This window comes from Nonomuraea sp. H19, from assembly GCF_052068215.1.
Lineage (GTDB): Bacteria > Actinomycetota > Actinomycetes > Streptosporangiales > Streptosporangiaceae > Nonomuraea.
This window is the reverse complement of the sequence record NZ_JBQHCV010000007.1, coordinates 336,201-350,699: the sequence shown is the minus strand read 5'-3', so window position 1 is coordinate 350,699 and position 14,499 is coordinate 336,201. Positions and strand designations below refer to the sequence as shown.

Annotated in this window: 16 protein-coding genes and 1 pseudogene; 8 read left to right on the top strand and 9 right to left on the bottom strand. The window is 69.8% G+C overall.

From position 1 onward, the window contains the following. Positions 1–2 precede the first annotated feature (2 nt). Both ACTMTI_RS18040 and ACTMTI_RS18035 read right to left on the bottom strand, forming a co-directional pair. Entirely contained in the window at positions 3–1,229 is a 1,227-nt protein-coding gene (locus ACTMTI_RS18040; protein ID WP_441121532.1) for an MFS transporter, read from the bottom strand. 284 nt (positions 1,230–1,513) lie between these two features. Further along, a complete protein-coding gene (locus ACTMTI_RS18035) occupies positions 1,514–2,404 on the bottom strand; it encodes a diacylglycerol/lipid kinase family protein (RefSeq protein WP_441121530.1) in 891 nt (296 codons plus the stop codon). Positions 2,405–2,478: 74 nt separating this feature from the next. On the opposite strand from ACTMTI_RS18035, the gene ACTMTI_RS18030 reads away from it, so the two are divergent. After that, positions 2,479–3,222, top strand: a complete 744-nt coding sequence (locus ACTMTI_RS18030; protein ID WP_441121529.1) for a phosphatase PAP2 family protein — start codon at positions 2,479–2,481, stop codon at positions 3,220–3,222. 37 nt (positions 3,223–3,259) lie between these two features. After that, on the top strand, positions 3,260–3,877 hold the full coding sequence (locus ACTMTI_RS18025) for a phosphatase PAP2 family protein (RefSeq protein ID WP_441121528.1): 618 nt from the start codon (positions 3,260–3,262) through the stop codon (positions 3,875–3,877). A 145-nt stretch (positions 3,878–4,022) separates the two neighbouring features. On the opposite strand, the gene ACTMTI_RS18020 is transcribed toward ACTMTI_RS18025, so the two are convergent. After that, a complete protein-coding gene (locus ACTMTI_RS18020; protein ID WP_441121527.1) occupies positions 4,023–4,802 on the bottom strand; it encodes a class I SAM-dependent methyltransferase in 780 nt (259 codons plus the stop codon). Positions 4,803–4,859: 57 nt separating this feature from the next. Between ACTMTI_RS18020 and ACTMTI_RS18015 the strand changes: the two genes are divergently transcribed. Together ACTMTI_RS18015 and ACTMTI_RS18010 are read left to right on the top strand one after the other, a co-directional pair. After that, a complete protein-coding gene (locus ACTMTI_RS18015) occupies positions 4,860–5,456 on the top strand; it encodes a helix-turn-helix domain-containing protein (protein WP_441121526.1) in 597 nt (198 codons plus the stop codon). Positions 5,457–5,558: 102 nt separating this feature from the next. Continuing rightward, positions 5,559–6,833, top strand: coding sequence for a hypothetical protein (locus ACTMTI_RS18010; protein WP_441121525.1), 1,275 nt, complete (start codon positions 5,559–5,561; stop codon positions 6,831–6,833). A 61-nt stretch (positions 6,834–6,894) separates the two neighbouring features. Here the strand turns inward: ACTMTI_RS18010 and ACTMTI_RS18005 are convergent, their stop codons facing one another. Further along, the gene (locus ACTMTI_RS18005; RefSeq protein ID WP_441121524.1) at positions 6,895–7,623 is read right to left on the bottom strand and encodes a DUF6461 domain-containing protein; all 729 of its coding nucleotides are present in this window, start codon (positions 7,621–7,623) and stop codon (positions 6,895–6,897) included. Positions 7,624–7,692: 69 nt separating this feature from the next. Between ACTMTI_RS18005 and ACTMTI_RS18000 the strand changes: the two genes are divergently transcribed. Further along, positions 7,693–8,004, top strand: a complete 312-nt coding sequence (locus ACTMTI_RS18000; protein WP_441121523.1) for a hypothetical protein — start codon at positions 7,693–7,695, stop codon at positions 8,002–8,004. Positions 8,005–8,022: 18 nt separating this feature from the next. Continuing rightward, positions 8,023–8,154, top strand: a pseudogene (locus tag ACTMTI_RS17995) (SDR family NAD(P)-dependent oxidoreductase); the annotation flags it as partial. Between the two features lie 93 nt (positions 8,155–8,247). Here the strand turns inward: ACTMTI_RS17995 and ACTMTI_RS17990 are convergent. From ACTMTI_RS17990 to ACTMTI_RS17980, 3 genes are all read right to left on the bottom strand, one after another. After that, on the bottom strand, positions 8,248–8,454 hold the full coding sequence (locus ACTMTI_RS17990) for a hypothetical protein (RefSeq protein ID WP_441121649.1): 207 nt from the start codon (positions 8,452–8,454) through the stop codon (positions 8,248–8,250). Between the two features lie 351 nt (positions 8,455–8,805). Beyond that, on the bottom strand, positions 8,806–9,633 hold the full coding sequence (locus ACTMTI_RS17985) for an alpha/beta fold hydrolase (protein WP_441121522.1): 828 nt from the start codon (positions 9,631–9,633) through the stop codon (positions 8,806–8,808). A gap of 112 nt (positions 9,634–9,745) precedes the next feature. Next, positions 9,746–10,597 carry a DUF72 domain-containing protein gene (locus ACTMTI_RS17980; protein WP_441121521.1) on the bottom strand — a complete coding sequence of 284 codons (852 nt, stop codon included), beginning with the start codon at positions 10,595–10,597 and terminating at the stop codon, positions 9,746–9,748. A 167-nt stretch (positions 10,598–10,764) separates the two neighbouring features. On the opposite strand from ACTMTI_RS17980, the gene ACTMTI_RS17975 reads away from it, so the two are divergent. Further along, positions 10,765–11,622, top strand: a complete 858-nt coding sequence (locus tag ACTMTI_RS17975; protein WP_441121520.1) for an NAD(+)/NADH kinase — start codon at positions 10,765–10,767, stop codon at positions 11,620–11,622. A gap of 63 nt (positions 11,623–11,685) precedes the next feature. Here ACTMTI_RS17975 and ACTMTI_RS17970 read toward each other — a convergent pair whose 3' ends face one another. Beyond that, complete coding sequence (locus ACTMTI_RS17970) at positions 11,686–13,212, bottom strand: YibE/F family protein (protein WP_441121519.1); 1,527 nt, start codon at positions 13,210–13,212, stop codon at positions 11,686–11,688. 72 nt (positions 13,213–13,284) lie between these two features. On the opposite strand from ACTMTI_RS17970, the gene ACTMTI_RS17965 reads away from it, so the two are divergent. Further along, positions 13,285–13,992, top strand: a complete 708-nt coding sequence (locus ACTMTI_RS17965; RefSeq protein ID WP_441121518.1) for a DUF72 domain-containing protein — start codon at positions 13,285–13,287, stop codon at positions 13,990–13,992. Positions 13,993–14,025: 33 nt separating this feature from the next. Here the strand turns inward: ACTMTI_RS17965 and ACTMTI_RS17960 are convergent, their stop codons facing one another. Beyond that, positions 14,026–14,490 carry a hypothetical protein gene (locus ACTMTI_RS17960; RefSeq protein WP_441121517.1) on the bottom strand — a complete coding sequence of 155 codons (465 nt, stop codon included), beginning with the start codon at positions 14,488–14,490 and terminating at the stop codon, positions 14,026–14,028. Positions 14,491–14,499: the final 9 nt, after the last annotated feature.

Sequence of the window (14,499 nt, the reverse complement as noted above, 5' to 3'; positions counted from 1 at the left end):
TCTCAGTCGTCGTGGGCGATGAGCATGAGCTGCCGCCACAGCAGCACCACGAACACCGCGGAACCAGCGAAGGCGAACCAGAAGGGCGCCGCGACACCGAAGCGGGCGGCCAGGACACCGCCGATCAACGAGCCGACCACCAGACCGGCGTAGACGCAGACGGTGTTGACGCTGCCCACTCGGCCCTGCAGTTCGCGCGGGACCGCGCGTTGGCGGACGGTGACCGAGGTCGTGCCCCATATGAACGCGTGCGCGCCGAAGGCCAGGAAGATGCCCCCGGCGACCCACGGCGAATGGGTCAGGGCCAAGCCCAGGTGAGTGAACGTTTCGATGATGAGTCCGATCCGCATCAGGGCGCCGAGGCTCACCCTGCGGGTGATGGCCCCGTACAGGCCGGTGCCGATCAAGCCGCCGATCCCGCCGATGGTGGTCATCAGACCGAAGCCCAGGGCGCCGAGGCCGAGCTGCTCCTGGGTGTAGAGGACGAGAACCGACCAGGCCGCGCCGAATGTGAAGTTGAAGATCAGGATTGTGAGCGCCAGCGTGCGGACCGCCGCGTGCTGGATGGTCCAGCTGAACCCGGCGATCAGTTCTCGTACGGTGTTAGGCATGAGATCGTCGGCCTGTCGGCCGTGCGGCGGCAACGTGATCCGGGAGACCAGGACGATCCCCGCCATCACCAGGAGCAGCTGGCCCGCGAACGGCCAGGTCAAGCCCAGGCCGAACAGTGCCGCGCCGATCGGCGGCCCGGCGAGCTGATTGAGCGTGATGAACCCCGTCCCCAAGCGGGCGTTGGCGATGACGAGATCGTCCTTGCTGACCATCATGGGAGTCAGCGTGGCCGTCGCGTTGTCGGCGAACACCTCGGCGATGGACCGGAGCGTGAGCGCCACCAGCGCCGTCGCCACGGTCACGGTGCCGGTCACCATGAGCGCGACGAGCGCCGCCAGCACCACGGCCCGCACCGCGTTCGCGACGAGCACTATCCTGCGCCGGTTGTACCGATCCGACAGCACGCCCGCATACAGGCTGAACAGCAGCGGCGGCGCCCAGCCCACCAGGGCCGACAGCGAAATCATCAGCGGGTCGCGAGTCAACGTCGCGATCAGCAGTGGGCCCGCCGCGGCCGCGACCCCGTCACCGAGATTTGTCAGCCAGCTCGAGGCCAGCAACCACCGGAATCCCGTCCCCAGCCGGGCAGGCAGGACTCGCTCCATCACTGTGATCACGAGCGCAAAACCATACGTTTTGAGAGCATCTACGGCAACGCGTTTTCGCGTCTACGCGCTATGTGGTGAGGAGGGTCACGGCGACCGCGCTCACTGGCGACAACGTGAGCAGGTGCTGGAGAGCGGAGTGCAGGGGTTGGTGTCGTAGGCGGCCCGAATGCGCTCGAACCAGCCGGGTGGCGACGATCTCGGCCCTGGGGAAGGCGTCGGCGATTTGTCCCTACTGCGGGACAGCGAAGCGACTCACCGCAGTTCGTGACCGACCTGGAAGGGACGTTCCGTCCTCAGCGCCGCTCGTCCGGCGGCAGGCAGACGGTGAGCGCGCCCGCCGCGGCCTTGGCTTTGACCCGGGTGGTGGGCTCGCGTTTCCCGCCGTCGAGCTCGTACGTCAGCGGGACCCCGAACCTGGCCGACACCTTCTTGGCCCGGGTGATCCGGACGAACGGCGAGTCGTCGGAGCGTCCTGCGGCCATCCTGCCGATCACCCGCGCCCATTGGACCGGTCCGCTGGCGGTGGAGACGCCGACCTCCAGCCAGCCGTCGTCCGGCCGCGCGTCGTCGAACGCCTCGATGCCGCCGGCGATCGTGCTCACGTTGCCCAGCAGCAGGCAGCTCGCCTGCCCGTCGAACCAGGTCGTCCCATCGATCTTGATTTTCATCGGCACCAGCGGCCCGCCGACGTGCCGGACGGCCGCCTTGACGTAGCTCAGCTTGCCGAGCCGCTTCTTGGCCCGCCCGTCGGCGTCGGCGATCATTTCGGCCTCGAACCCGGCCCCCGCCATCACCGCGAAGCGCTCGCCGTTGAGCACCCCCAGGTCCAGCTTCTCCCGCCGCCCGTGGAAGCCGATCCGCACCGCCTCCTCGAGGTCGGCGGGGATGCCGAGGTTGGCGGCGAACAGGTTCGCCGTCCCCGCGGGCAGCACCGCCATCGGCACGCCGGATTCGGCCAGCACGTCGGCGCAGCGCTGCACCATGCCGTCGCCGCCCCAGACGAACACCAGCTCGGCGCCCTGATCGAGGGCTTGCCGGACCTTTTTGGGCGCCTTCCTGCTCTTGGGCACCTCGTACCAGAGGAGCTCGCCGACGTCCTCTTCGGTGATGAGCACGCGCAGTCTGTCCAGACCTGCGCCGAGGATCTTCTTGCGGTGCGCGACGACAGCCACGATGGGAGACATGCGTTCCGGACTACCCTGAGCGCCGGATTCCAGGCGGAGGAATCGATCGCCTCTGCCGGGGTAGCCGTGCGCGAATGCGTATCGGGAAAGGACGCCAAGGGCACGGCGACCACGGACTGGGATTGCGACTGACGGTCGCCAGCCTCGCGGCGGCGCTGGTCATGATCCCGTTCAGCCTGCTGCTCGTCGTGGCCAAGATGCCCGTCGACGGACTGGACGCGGAGGCCGCGCGGAATCTGCACGAGTACGCGCTCGCCCATCCCGACGTAACCAGGTTCCTCATTGTGTGGACGGATCTGTTCGGGCCGTGGCCGTGGCGCCTCGCTGTCATCGCGTACGCCGCCTGGCTGCTGTACAAGGGGGCGTTGAGGCTGGCCGCCTGGGCGGTCACCACCGTGACCGTGGGCGGGCTGCTCGGCCTGGCGCTCAAGATCATCGTTGCCCGGGCCAGGCCGCACCTGCCGGACCCCGTCGCGCTGGCGCCGGGCGACTCCTTCCCATCGGGCCACGCGGTCAACGTGACGCTCGGCGCAGGGGTGATCGTCCTCCTTGTCCTGCCCATGCTGCCTCGGTGGGGGCGGGCGGTGGCCTGGGCCGTCGCCTGTTTCCTGGTGCTGTCGGTCGGCTACACGAGGATCGCGCTCGGCGTGCACTGGGTGAGCGACGTGGCCGCCGGGATCGTGCTGGGCGCGGCCGTGATCGCCGCGACGGCGGCGGCATTCGAGACGTGGCGGCGTGACCAGGGGCGCAGGCCCGCCTCGCCGCCGGCCGAGGGAGTGGAACCCGAGTTGGTGAGGGTGACCAATGCACGCAAGTGAGCACGTGAAGCACTACGCGTTAGCGATCTTGTTACCGATGCTTCTGATGGCCGGAGTGACCTACGGCGTGGGCAAGGCGATCCTCGCCTGGCCCACCGGGGAGACGTCGGTGAACCGGAGCCTGGCCGCCGACCGGACCCCGCTGTGGAACAGGCTCACCGACTTCGGCAGCAGCCTGTCGGACACCCCGTACATCGTGGCCCTCACCGTGATCGCCGCGATCGTCTTCAGGCTGGTGTACGGGCGCTGGCGCGAATCGATCTTCCTCGTCGCGGCCGTCTGGAGCCAGTCCCTCATCTTCCTGGCCACCACCGCGCACGTCGGCCGGCACCGGCCGCCCGTGCAGCACATCGACCCGGCCCCGCCCACCTCCAGCTTCCCGTCGGGGCACGTCAGCGCCGCCGTCGCGTTCTACTGCGGGGTGGCGCTCGTCCTGACCACACACGTCCGCAACAGAGGGCTCCAGGTGCTGATCTGGGCGCTCGCGATCGCCGCCTCGCTCGCCGTCGGTCTCTCGCGCCTGTACCGCGGCATGCACTTCCTCACCGACGTGCTCTGGGGCGTGCTGCTCGGCGTCGGCTGCGTCGTCATGGCCGCCAGGGCGATCCTGTACCGGCGCGAGCGGCAGCGCTCAGAACTCGTTCGATCCGCGTAGACCGAGGGTCGGCCGTTGGGGTCCTCGGCCACTCGGTACAGCGGCATGGCCATCGGCCGGCGGACACGGCCGTGGCGAGCGTGAGCCGGAGTGCAAGGGGGATCGGCGCCGGAGCAGCGGGCCCTGGCGCTGTCGAATGGTGTGATCACCGGCATCGGGTGGCACGCACGACGACATCGTGGAGGGGGACCGCTCGGCCCCCGTGGCCGGTGAGCGTGCGGAGGTGCTCTTCGGCGGTGACGATCTCCCACGCCATGCCGTCCATGCGCGCGGTGATGGCCGCGGAGGTGGCCGACGCTTCGGCAGGGGGGTGGTGGTGCCCGTGGCCGGTAGAGCCCGGGGTGTGCAGATGCCCCACGATGAGCAGCGTGCCGCCGGGGGCCACCCATCCGGCGATGCGGTCGTAGAACTCCAGCTGGGGCATCGCCGGGTGGGCGTAGTGGGTCATGACCAGGTCGAATTGCGCGCCCGGCCTCCAGACGCTCAAATCCGCTTCAACCCACTGCAAGCGCTCGGGGGCCCCGCTCGTCGCCGCGCGCTCGGCAGCGCGAGCAAGGGCCTCGGACGAGATGTCGGCCGCGGTGACGTGCCAGCCGTGGGAAGCAAGCCAGATCGCCTCGGCACCGCCGCCGCACCCCGCATCCAGTGCCGTGCCCGGTCTCAGGCCGCTGGTCTCACGAGCGAGGTACGGGTTCGGCGGGTTGCCGCCCATGGATCCGGGGCCCCCAGCTCGCCCCTGTTGCCAGTGCCGCTCCCAGAAGTCCTTGTCGAATCCGTGCGTCATAGGTCGTCCTCCTCGTTCCGTGATCTCTTCGCCGTAGCCGGTGACCTCGTCGCGGCCACGTGCCAACAGCTCCGCCGGGCTCACCCGCGCCGGCAGATCGTGCACCCCCTCTGCGGGTGCGGTCCTCGGTTCGTTCTTCATGGTGCTGATGGAGAAGGCGGATGTGCAAACCTTGTTGCCGAATGGCAAAATCGAAGGGTGGATGAAGCCATTGACCGCACACTTGACGCCGTCGGACCGAGGCTGAAGCGCCTTCGGCTGCATCGCGACGTCACGCTCGCCGACCTCGCGGCGGAGACTGGCATCTCCACCAGCACCTTGTCCCGGCTCGAGGCGGGCCTGCGACGTCCCACGCTCGAGCAGCTGCTTCCGCTTGCTCGCGCCTACGGGGTCACCCTCGACGAGCTCGTCGATGCGCCACCGACCGGCGACCCCCGCATCAATCTCCGTCCCATCCCCTGCAGCGACGGCTCGATCATCCTGCCGCTGACCCGTAGGCCCGGAGGAATCCAGGCCTACAAGTTCGTCCTCCCGAGCGGAAGCGACGACGCCGAACCCGACCTGCGCACCCACGAGGGCTACGACTGGGTCTATGTCCTCAACGGAACGCTCCGCCTCGTACTCGGGGAACACGACCTCATCCTCAAACCCGGGGAGGCCGCGGAGTTCGACACGCGCACCCCGCACTGGTTCGGGGCCACCAGCGCTGGTCCCGTCGAGTACCTGAGTCTCATCGGGAAACAAGGCGAACGCGCGCACGTCCGTGCAGCACCGAGACATGGCCCGGCCGAGTAGATGAGACAAGCCAGGACGGCAATCGTCGCTGCTGCATGGCACCGATGAACGAGGGCGCCCGTCCGGGTCAACCGCGGTCGGGTTCCCTGCGTCGTATCCGTTGTGGATCTTGCCAGGCTCCGGAGGCTGCGTATCGCGGCCGCGGCCGTCACCCTGTTGTTCACCCTCGGCGTCTTCGATCAGCTGAAGGTACCCGCCCTGCCGATGCCGGCACGGGCTGCCGCCTCCGTCGAGGAGATCGCCGACCGGCTGCGCGGGCACCTCGACGACGACGTCACCTACGCTCCCTATGTCACCCTCCCGGGCACCCCCCTTCTGGCTTGGTGCTGGCCGGAGAGCATTGAGACACGGATGCCGCCCGAGGGCGTGCCCGCCTACAGCGGCAAGCTGCTCCCACCAGAGATGGGCGCGGCGCTGGAGGTGCGGTTCTGGATCACCTCCCCTGAGGCGGCGGTGAGCGCGGTCGCGGCGGCCAGCCGTGGCACCGAGGAGTGCGGCCGCTCCGGCAATGACGTGCTCAAGGACGTGGCCGACTTCAACCAGTGGGGGTGGCTTGGCGTGCAGGCCTTGGTCACTACGGATGCCTGGACGGAGGACGGCGACCCGGGCGCCGGGGTGACGATCGTGGCAGCGCGTGGCGGGCTGCTGGCGGAGGTGACGTGGGCCTGGCCGTTCGAGGTGGACGGCGAGCCGGACCCGCATGTACTGCTCCAGGGCACTGTGTCGGCCACGTCCGTGCTGGCCACCGTTGGCGGCGACCCTGCCAGGCCCTTACCCGCCGCCACCACCACGCGGTCGGCCTTGGCCGCGATGGCCGCGGCCCTGCCCCCGCCGTCCGTGTACGGCAAGGACATGGTGTCGTGGCCGCGCCCAGGGGATGGTCCCCTCTCCCACGAGTTGGTCTGCCAAGATTCCTTCTTCGAGCAGAACGCCTACGACGGTGCGCCCGCCGTCACCCGCCGGCTGATCGGCGAGGTCTCCGTTCGTGAGGATGTGCTGTTCCTGCCCGATGAACAAAGCGCTGAAGAGGCCCGCGTTCGGCCGCTCACCGCCGGATCAGGAGTCGCCACCGACAACGGGGCCAAGCCCTGTGACTCCGAGGACTCAAGGTCCTACAGCATCGCCCCTCGCCGCGAACCTTTCACTCGGGGCCCGTGGACCGGCGAGATCGAGATCTTCGCCGTAGGTCGCCCTGATTTGCTACGCCAGCCGTTCGATCACGACTCCGTGGCGCAGGTCGCCGTGGCCGTGCGTCATGGCTCCACCATGGTCTACCTCCGTTGGCAGGCATCGGACCGGGCCGACCCGGCCGCCGCTTTGCGCGCGGGTCGCGCCGCCCTCACTCGTACGCTCGACCGCCTGCCCACAGGCGGCTGAAGCCGGCAACATCCCCTATGGGCTCCTCAGCCAACTGGGCCGCCTCGCCCAGGATCCGCACTCAACGGCTGTTCACCTTCGCAAGCAGCTGAGGACGGGCAAACCAGTCGACATCGAGTCGCTGGCCGGTCAACGACTCCAGGGTGGCCATCGCGGTCTCCCAGTCAGGGCCCGGGCCGGAACGATCGCGGAGGTCGCGCAACGCATCGAGGTGGTCGGTCAAAGCCTCCGGGTCGGTACCCCACCGGGCCAGCGGGCGCAGCGTCTCCACCTCGGTGACCACCACGCCGTCGACGAGATAGTAGAGCCTGCTGAAGTTGTTGATCAGCCAGAACACCGAATGAACTGTGGCGCTCTGGCTGAGCCGCCGCAACGCGTCCTCCTCAGCGGTGGCGGTGCCGTACCCCACGATGATGACCGTGCCGCCGCGCTGTTCGAGGAAGACCGTGTCGTCGTCGTAATCGGCATCAGCCGGCCGGTAAGTCGTCACAGTGTCCGGGTCACCGTGCAATCGGCGTACCACCTCATGCACTGTCAAACCCGCTTGGTGAGGACGGACCACCGTCCAACACAAGTTTTCCCCGGGGCACGGCGAAAGATCGCTCAACTGCTCGAGCATTCGCACGTAGTGCTCGATTTGCTCCGGTGTCGGGCCCGCCATGATCGTCTCCTTCGCAGTCGCGGTCGCCCGACCGTACTGCCAAATGTGGCTGGCGGCACAAGGCGCACGACTTGCCCGCGACGCGCAATCGCAGGTGGGCAGCTCGAACGCACTGACCGTGTCGATCAAGGCGCGGAGCTTCAGTATCGCTTCGGCTCCGGCCAGTCCCCACCTTGCGCCGGTGATCCCGCCTGGACCGTGATGGAGCCGCTGTGGGCCCGAGCCGGCAGCCTCTTCGCACGGGAGACCGAACGGATCGGCGCCGCCGTGGTCAGCCGCGGCCTTGACGCCGTTCTGAGCGGTCTGAGCAGCCCCCTCCGCTACGTCGACGGCACGCTGCACCTGCCCCATCCGCCCTGCCGCCGCTACCCGCCCGAACTGAACGGGCGCCGCCTGGTGCTGGTACCGCTCGCCTCAGGGTTCAGTGCCAGCATGTGCGACGTCGAACGCGCGGAAATCCTCGACCTGTTCGCGGGATCACCAGAGGCGGGGGTGTTCTCCGGAAGCTGACCCCCAAAGTGGCCCGGCGTGACGGCTGTGACGCTGGGCGCCGAGATCGCCGTCAACGTCACGAGCCTGGTCCATCTCAGCCGCGTCTTCATCGAACGGCTGCCCGCCCGCGACGGCGGCGTGATCGTCAACGTCGCGAGCATGGCGGCCTACCAGCCACCCCCCATTCGCGGGTGGGTGCTGCGTGGCCATCACGCGACTGCCGGTCCCCGGGGAGCCGGGGACCGGCAGCGGGACTGCTTCCTACTTGAGCCAGAGCATGTAGCCGGAGGGCACCGTGGTGCACTTGTACGCGTCGAAGTTCTCGCGTACATACTGCTGACCGGCGTTTACGCAGGCGCTGTAGCTGCCATAGACGCCCCAGGGTTTCCAGTCCGCCGCCTGGGCGGGCAGGCTGGTTCCGACGACCGCCAGGGCGGCGATTCCCACACTTGCAAGCGCTGTCCGCACACGCATCCTTGACTCCCCTTCACAACCTCGGACAATACTCAAAGATCATCTCAGGATGAGGTAAGGCGGGTGACCGGAAAGATTTATCAAGTGATCTAATCAATCTCGGCAGCTCTCGCCCTTGCCCTGCCCTCTCGCGTATGACAGAAAGGAGGGTCGGTCCAACCACGCCAGCGCGCCGCGCCGTGCCCAGGAACACCCCGGTGGGGCTTGCAGCGACTGTCTGGCGTGCTCGGCGGCCGGGGCGGCCGCAGGGCGCCACTGTTCACTTGATGTGCCCGATGGCGGGCTCTTCGCGAACACCTCCATGTTGCGCGTGGCCGGCGCCGAGTAGTCGCGGACGTTCCTCGTTCATCGCCGGTCAGCGGACGAGAGGAAGTCGAGCAGCAGTTCGTTGACCGCTTGGGGAGCTTCGAGCGGCATCCAGTGGCCTATGCCGTCCAGCCGCTCGTAGCGCCACGATGCGGTGACGTGCTCGGCGGTTCCGGTCATGGACTGCTCTGTGAGATAGCGGTCGCCGCTGCTCCACACGCCCATGGTTGGTACGGGGATGGGCGGTATGTCCGCAGGCCTGCTGAGCAGCATTTCGGGCGGAACTCCCTTGCGGTAGATCGCCAGTCCCGCGGTCAGCGCCTGGGGATCGCGCATGCGGTCGATGACCTCGTCGGGTTCGGGGTGGGTGGTCAGCCAGTCCCGCATGTTCGCGAAGTCGTCCCGGCTCAGCCATTCCTCGGCGATGTCCGGGAACTGAAACAGCAGGAAGTACCAGGACTTCTCCCGCTGTTCCAGGCCGGCCGACCCCATGGAGCCGGGATGGCCGACGGACAGGCAGGTGAGGCTGGTGACCCTGGCGGGCGCGGCCATGGCGGTCAGCTGTGCGAGGGCGGCTCCCCAGTCGTGGCCGACCAGGTGCGCCTGCCGTACCTCGAAGTGGTCGAGGAGGCCCAGCAGGTCGCCGACGTGCAGGGCCAGGTCGTAGCCGTCCACGTCCTGCGGTTTGTCGGAGGCGCCGAAGCCGCGCAGGTCGGGGGCGATCGTACGGTAGCCGGCGGCGTTCAGCGCGGCCACCTGATGGCGCCAGAGCGCGTGGGTGTCCGGGTAGCCGTGCACGAGCAGGACCGCCGGACCCTCCCCGCTGTCCTGGACTTCGAGACCGATTCCGTTGATCTCTACACGCATGACATGATCCTGATCATGTGACTCCTTCGAGACGGAGAGCGAACGAGCCCCGGCTCGGCTCGGCCCGGCGCGCTCGCGCGGACGCCTCGCCGGCATCCCCATGGCCCGCTGGTCAGAAAAGGGTCAGTGGCTCGTTCGGCATGGGGTCGGGCAGCGGTTCCAGCTCGGGCACGCGGGCCCGTACGTCGTCGTGGAAGCGGCGGGCCAGAGCGAGGGCGTCGGCGTTGTCGGGAGTGTGGATGAACACCGTGGGGGAGCGGCCCTCGCGCAGCCACTCCGTGACCGTGTCCACCCATGGCCGCCAGCCTTCCACCGTGCGGTCCGTGGCGTCGCGTCCCAGGTAGCGGATGATCGGGCGGTCGGTGAGGGCACGTGACCGGCGCGGCACGCGGGGCTTCTTGGTCCAGGCGTCGCGTTCGGCGTCGCTGGTGGGCGGGCTCTGGAAGAGCGTGGTGGTGTCGAACGGGACCCACTCTGCGCCGGCGCCCGCGAGAACCCGTTCGAGGTGCTGTGCTGAGCGCTCGTCTTCGAAGAAGGCGCGGTGGCGGACCTCGACGGCGTACCGGTGCGAGCCGGGCAGCCGGCGCAGGAAGGCCGCTAACGCGCCGAGGTCGGCAGGGCCGAACGAGCCGGGGAGTTGCACCCAGAGCGCGTGCGTACGCGGCCCGAGCGGCTCCATCGCCTCCAGGAAGGCGCCGAGCGCCTCATCGGCCCCGGTGAGGCGGTGCTCGTGGGTGATCGGCTTGGGCAGCTTGACGACGAAACGGAAGTCGGGGGCCGTCTGGCGCGCCCACGACTCCACCGTGCCGCGCGTCGGCGTCGCGTAGAACGTCGTGTTGCCCTCCACCGCGTTGCACCAGGTCGCATAAGACCGCAGGCGCTCCCCGGGCGGGAGCGGGCCGGGCAGGAACCGCCCCTGCCATGCCGCGTGCGTCCACATCGCGCACCCCACATGAAGCCGCATGGACTCGACGTTATCGGAGAGCGCGGTACGTCTCGCTGTTCGGGCCCGTCACGCCGGGCTGCGGTCCGGCGCCGTGCTCCGGCGAGCGGCATCATGGGACCGGCGGGCCGGGTCCGGCCTGACGCCGCTTGGCGAGGTCACCGGTGGCGGGGTCGTAAGGTGGCCGCATGGGCATGGTCGGGACGGTCGGGCTGGTGCTGCATCCGCAGCGCGACTCCAAGAAGGCGATAGACACCATTCTGAGCTGGGCCGCCGGCAAGGGGGCCACCGTGCTGGGGCTGCCCGAGGAAGTGGGGCGGATCGACTGCTCCGCCGTGGCCGTCGACGCCGTCGCGCTCGTGGAGCGGGCCGACCTGCTGGTCGGGATCGGCGGCGACGGGACGATGCTGCGCACCATGCGGCTGCTCGCCGGGCGGCCGACGCCCATCCTCGGGGTGAATCTGGGGCGGCTCGGGTTCCTGGCGGAGATCGACGTGGACGAGCTGGAGGACACGCTGTCGGCCATCGACGGCCATCGCTACACGATCGAGCCGCGCATGGCGATCAAGAGCAGCGTCGGAGGCGCGGAGGTGACCGCGTTCAACGACATCGCGCTCGTCCGGATCCCCGGGGAGGGAATGGCCGCGGTGTCCGTCACACCGGCCGGCACCGACTTCGTTCGCTACTCCGCCGACGCGGTGATCGTGGCGACCTCCACCGGGTCCACGGCCTACAGCTTCTCCGCGGGCGGCCCCATCGTGTCGCCGCGGGTGGAGGCCGTGCTGGTCGTGCCCGCCTCGGCGCACTCCTCCTTCAACCGGGCCCTGGTGCTGCCCGCCGACGAGGAGGTGACGCTGGAGGTGCTCCCACGCAGCGGGCGGCTGGCCATGGAGGTGGACGGGGCCGTGGTCGGTCATCTGTGCCCCGGCGACAGCGTCACGGTGACGGCGTGGCCGGGGGCGGCGAAGGTGGTGCGGCTCGGCACCACCTTCTACGAGCGCGCCCGGCGCAAGCTGCGGGTGGACGGTAGCGCCGCGGTCGATTGATCCGCTCGGCGTGGCCGTCCTCTCGCTCCTGCGGCGTCCGGCACCAGGTCTCGGCTCGGCGGCTCAGGTGTCGGCTCGGCGGCGGTGGCGGGCAGGCGGGCGCTCGGGGCCGTCCTGCGGGGCGGGCTCGGTGGGACGCGCTGAAGGCCCCGGCCGGCGCGCCGGCGGGGAGAAGTAGGCGCCTGGGGCGGGTTGCTCGCGATGATCGTCCGGTCCTGCGGGGAAGGCGCCGCCGCCCCTGTCCCGGCGGACGGAGCCGCCACTGCCCGGGCCGGCGAAACTACCCGGGGTGGCGAGACTGTCCGGGGTGGCGAAGAAGTCATCGTCGGGCCCGCCGTCCGGGCGAGTGAAGAAGTCGTCGTGCGAGTCGTCCTCCGTGCCGCGACGGGACGGCGGCTCCCCGTGGGCGGAAGACGGGGCGTCACCGGCGTGGCGGGCCTGGCGGGAGGCCGTCAGGGCGGCCAGGGCCGTGGTGATGGGAACGGCGGAGATGAGGCCGAGCGTGCCGACGACGCTGCGTACGATCTCCTGGGCGATCACCGGCGTCGCCAGAACCTCCCCCAAGGGCTGCCGGCCGATGCTGAACAGCAGGAGCAGCGGCAGCGACGCGCCCGCGTACGCCAGGATGATCGTGTTGATCACCGAGGCGATGTGGGCCCGCCCGATCCGCCCGGCCGCCCGGTAGAGGCGCCTGAACCCGTACGAGGGGTTCGCGTGGGCCAGCTCGGCCACCGTCACCGCCTGCGTGACCGTGACGTCGTCGAGCACCCCCAGCGCGCCGATGATGATGCCCGCCAGCAGCAACCCCTGCGTGTCGATCGACGTGCTCATGCCCAGGGTCAGCGCGCTGTCGTCGGTGATGCCGTTGAGCTCGGCGAACCCCAGCGCCGCGTACGAGAGCACGCCGGTGAGGGCCAGGCTGGCCAGCGTGCCGAGCACGGCCATGGACGTGGGCACCGAGAAGCCGTGCGTCAGGTAGAGCACCGCCAGCATGATCGCCGCCGCGCCGACGATCGCCACCAGCATGGGCGGCTTGCCCTCCAGGATGCCGGGGATGACGAACGTCAGCAGCAGCACGAACGTGATCGCCAGCCCGATGAGGGCGGTGACGCCGCGCCAGCGGGCGAAGGCGATCACCGCCAGCGCGAACGCCCCCACGAACAACCACAGCGGTGCCGCCCGGTCGTGGTCGGAGATCTGGTAGGCGCCGTCCGCGTCCCGCAACAGGATCACGTCGTCACCGGGAGTGAAGTGCTGCGCGCCGGGGCCGCTGGGCAGGCGGAGCGCGACGTCCTTGCCCACGTCCGGGCCCTCGGCGACCTTGACGGTGGCGTTCCCGCAGGTGGCCGGGTCCGGCTGGGGTGCGCCCTCGGTGGCGGGCGGGCAGGGCTTGAGCGTGACGGTGGCGATCGTGCCGGTGAGCCGCTCGACCCCGGCCTGCGGCGGGCCGGCGTCCTGCCCCCCGTCCGGCCAGAGCCACAGCAGGCCCGCCAGCGTGACGATCGCCAGCGGCAACAGCACGGCCAGGCTGGCCACGATCGTCCGCCGCGAGCTCGGTACGGCGGTGCCGTGCGCGTGGTTGGCGCCCATCGATGTGCAGGTCCTCCTCAGCTGACGACTAGTGACAGTACTGCACGGCGAAGGGCCGGGTAGGCGTTAGGCATGGCGTGGTTGGTCGGCACCTCCGGGTGGCAGTACAAGGACTGGCGCGGGGTGCTCTATCCCGAAGGGGTCCCGCAGCGGCTCTGGCTGGAGGTGTACGCGCAGGCGTTCCCGACGGTCGAGAGCAACAACGCCTTCTACCGGCTGCCCAAGCCTGAGACGTTCGCCGGCTGGCGCGATCGCACGCCCGGCGGCTTCGTAATGGCCGTCAAGGCCAGCAGATTCCTCACCCACATCAAGCGGCTGGCCGATCCGGAAGAGCCGGTCCAGCGGCTCATGAGCGCGGTCGCGGAGCTGAAGGACAAGCTCGGGCCGATCCTGCTGCAGCTCCCGCCCACGCTCAAGGCCGACCCCGGCCGGCTCGACAGATGCCTGGCCTGCTTCCCGCCCGAGGCGCGGGTGGCCGTGGAGCCGCGGCACGACTCCTGGTGGACCGACGACGTACGCGAGATCATGCAGGCCTACGGAGCCGCCCTGTGCTGGGCGGACCGGCTGGGCCGGCCGCAGAACCCGCTCTGGCGTACCACCGACTGGGGTTACGTGCGGATGCACCAGGGCAGGTCCGGCGTCGAGTACGGCGACACCTCGCTGAAAACCTGGGCCGGGCGGGTGCGCGAGGCGGGCTGGCGGGACGCCTACGTCTACTTCAACAACGATCTGGGGGGAGCGGCGGTCCGTAACGCGAGACGGTTTGCCGGACTCGCCTAGTGCCCCACACCCGTCTTCACCGGAACCGAGCGGTCACGACCTGGATACTTGCGATGGACCGCCGAACGCGGCCCCATCATATGGCGCGCGGCACGGCTCGCTGCGGGCGGTCAGGGTGAGTTCCACCGTGAGGCGGACCTCGGCGGCGCCCGTGCCGGGATAGAGCGGCAGGCAGCGGCCGCCGGCCAGCAGCGTCCTGCGGCCGATCGAGGTGGTGAGCAGGGACAGCTCCTCGTACGTGGCGGGCGCGGCCAGGCGCAGCATCCAGGCGCCCGTCCGCGTCCGGCTGCGCGTGCCCGCCAAGGCGTAGTAGTCGAGCACGTTCTCGCTGACTGAGACGACCGCTCGCATGGTGAAACGACGTCCCTCGACCGTGAACACCTCCGCCGCCGGCGCCCGGTAGATCGAATGGATGTATCCGATCATGAAGGCGCCGGAGACGGGCAGGCCGTGCACGGTGAGGCGCCCGGCGCCGCCGCCGGCGCCGAGCGCCAGCACCGCCGCGAG

Excerpts from the sequence above, each read along its gene's own strand:
- ACTMTI_RS17970 (WP_441121519.1), bottom strand. The coding sequence starts at position 13,212 with ATGGGCGCCAACCACGCGCACGGCACCGCCGTACCGAGCTCGCGGCGG.
- ACTMTI_RS18030 (WP_441121529.1), top strand. The coding sequence starts at position 2,479 with ATGCGTATCGGGAAAGGACGCCAAGGGCACGGCGACCACGGACTGGGA.
- ACTMTI_RS18035 (WP_441121530.1), bottom strand. The coding sequence starts at position 2,404 with ATGTCTCCCATCGTGGCTGTCGTCGCGCACCGCAAGAAGATCCTCGGC.
- ACTMTI_RS18025 (WP_441121528.1), top strand. The coding sequence starts at position 3,260 with ATGCTTCTGATGGCCGGAGTGACCTACGGCGTGGGCAAGGCGATCCTC.
- ACTMTI_RS18020 (WP_441121527.1), bottom strand. The coding sequence starts at position 4,802 with ATGAAGAACGAACCGAGGACCGCACCCGCAGAGGGGGTGCACGATCTG.
- ACTMTI_RS17965 (WP_441121518.1), top strand. The coding sequence starts at position 13,285 with ATGGCGTGGTTGGTCGGCACCTCCGGGTGGCAGTACAAGGACTGGCGC.
- ACTMTI_RS17980 (WP_441121521.1), bottom strand. The coding sequence starts at position 10,597 with ATGCGGCTTCATGTGGGGTGCGCGATGTGGACGCACGCGGCATGGCAG.
- ACTMTI_RS17975 (WP_441121520.1), top strand. The coding sequence starts at position 10,765 with ATGGGCATGGTCGGGACGGTCGGGCTGGTGCTGCATCCGCAGCGCGAC.
- ACTMTI_RS17985 (WP_441121522.1), bottom strand. The coding sequence starts at position 9,633 with ATGCGTGTAGAGATCAACGGAATCGGTCTCGAAGTCCAGGACAGCGGG.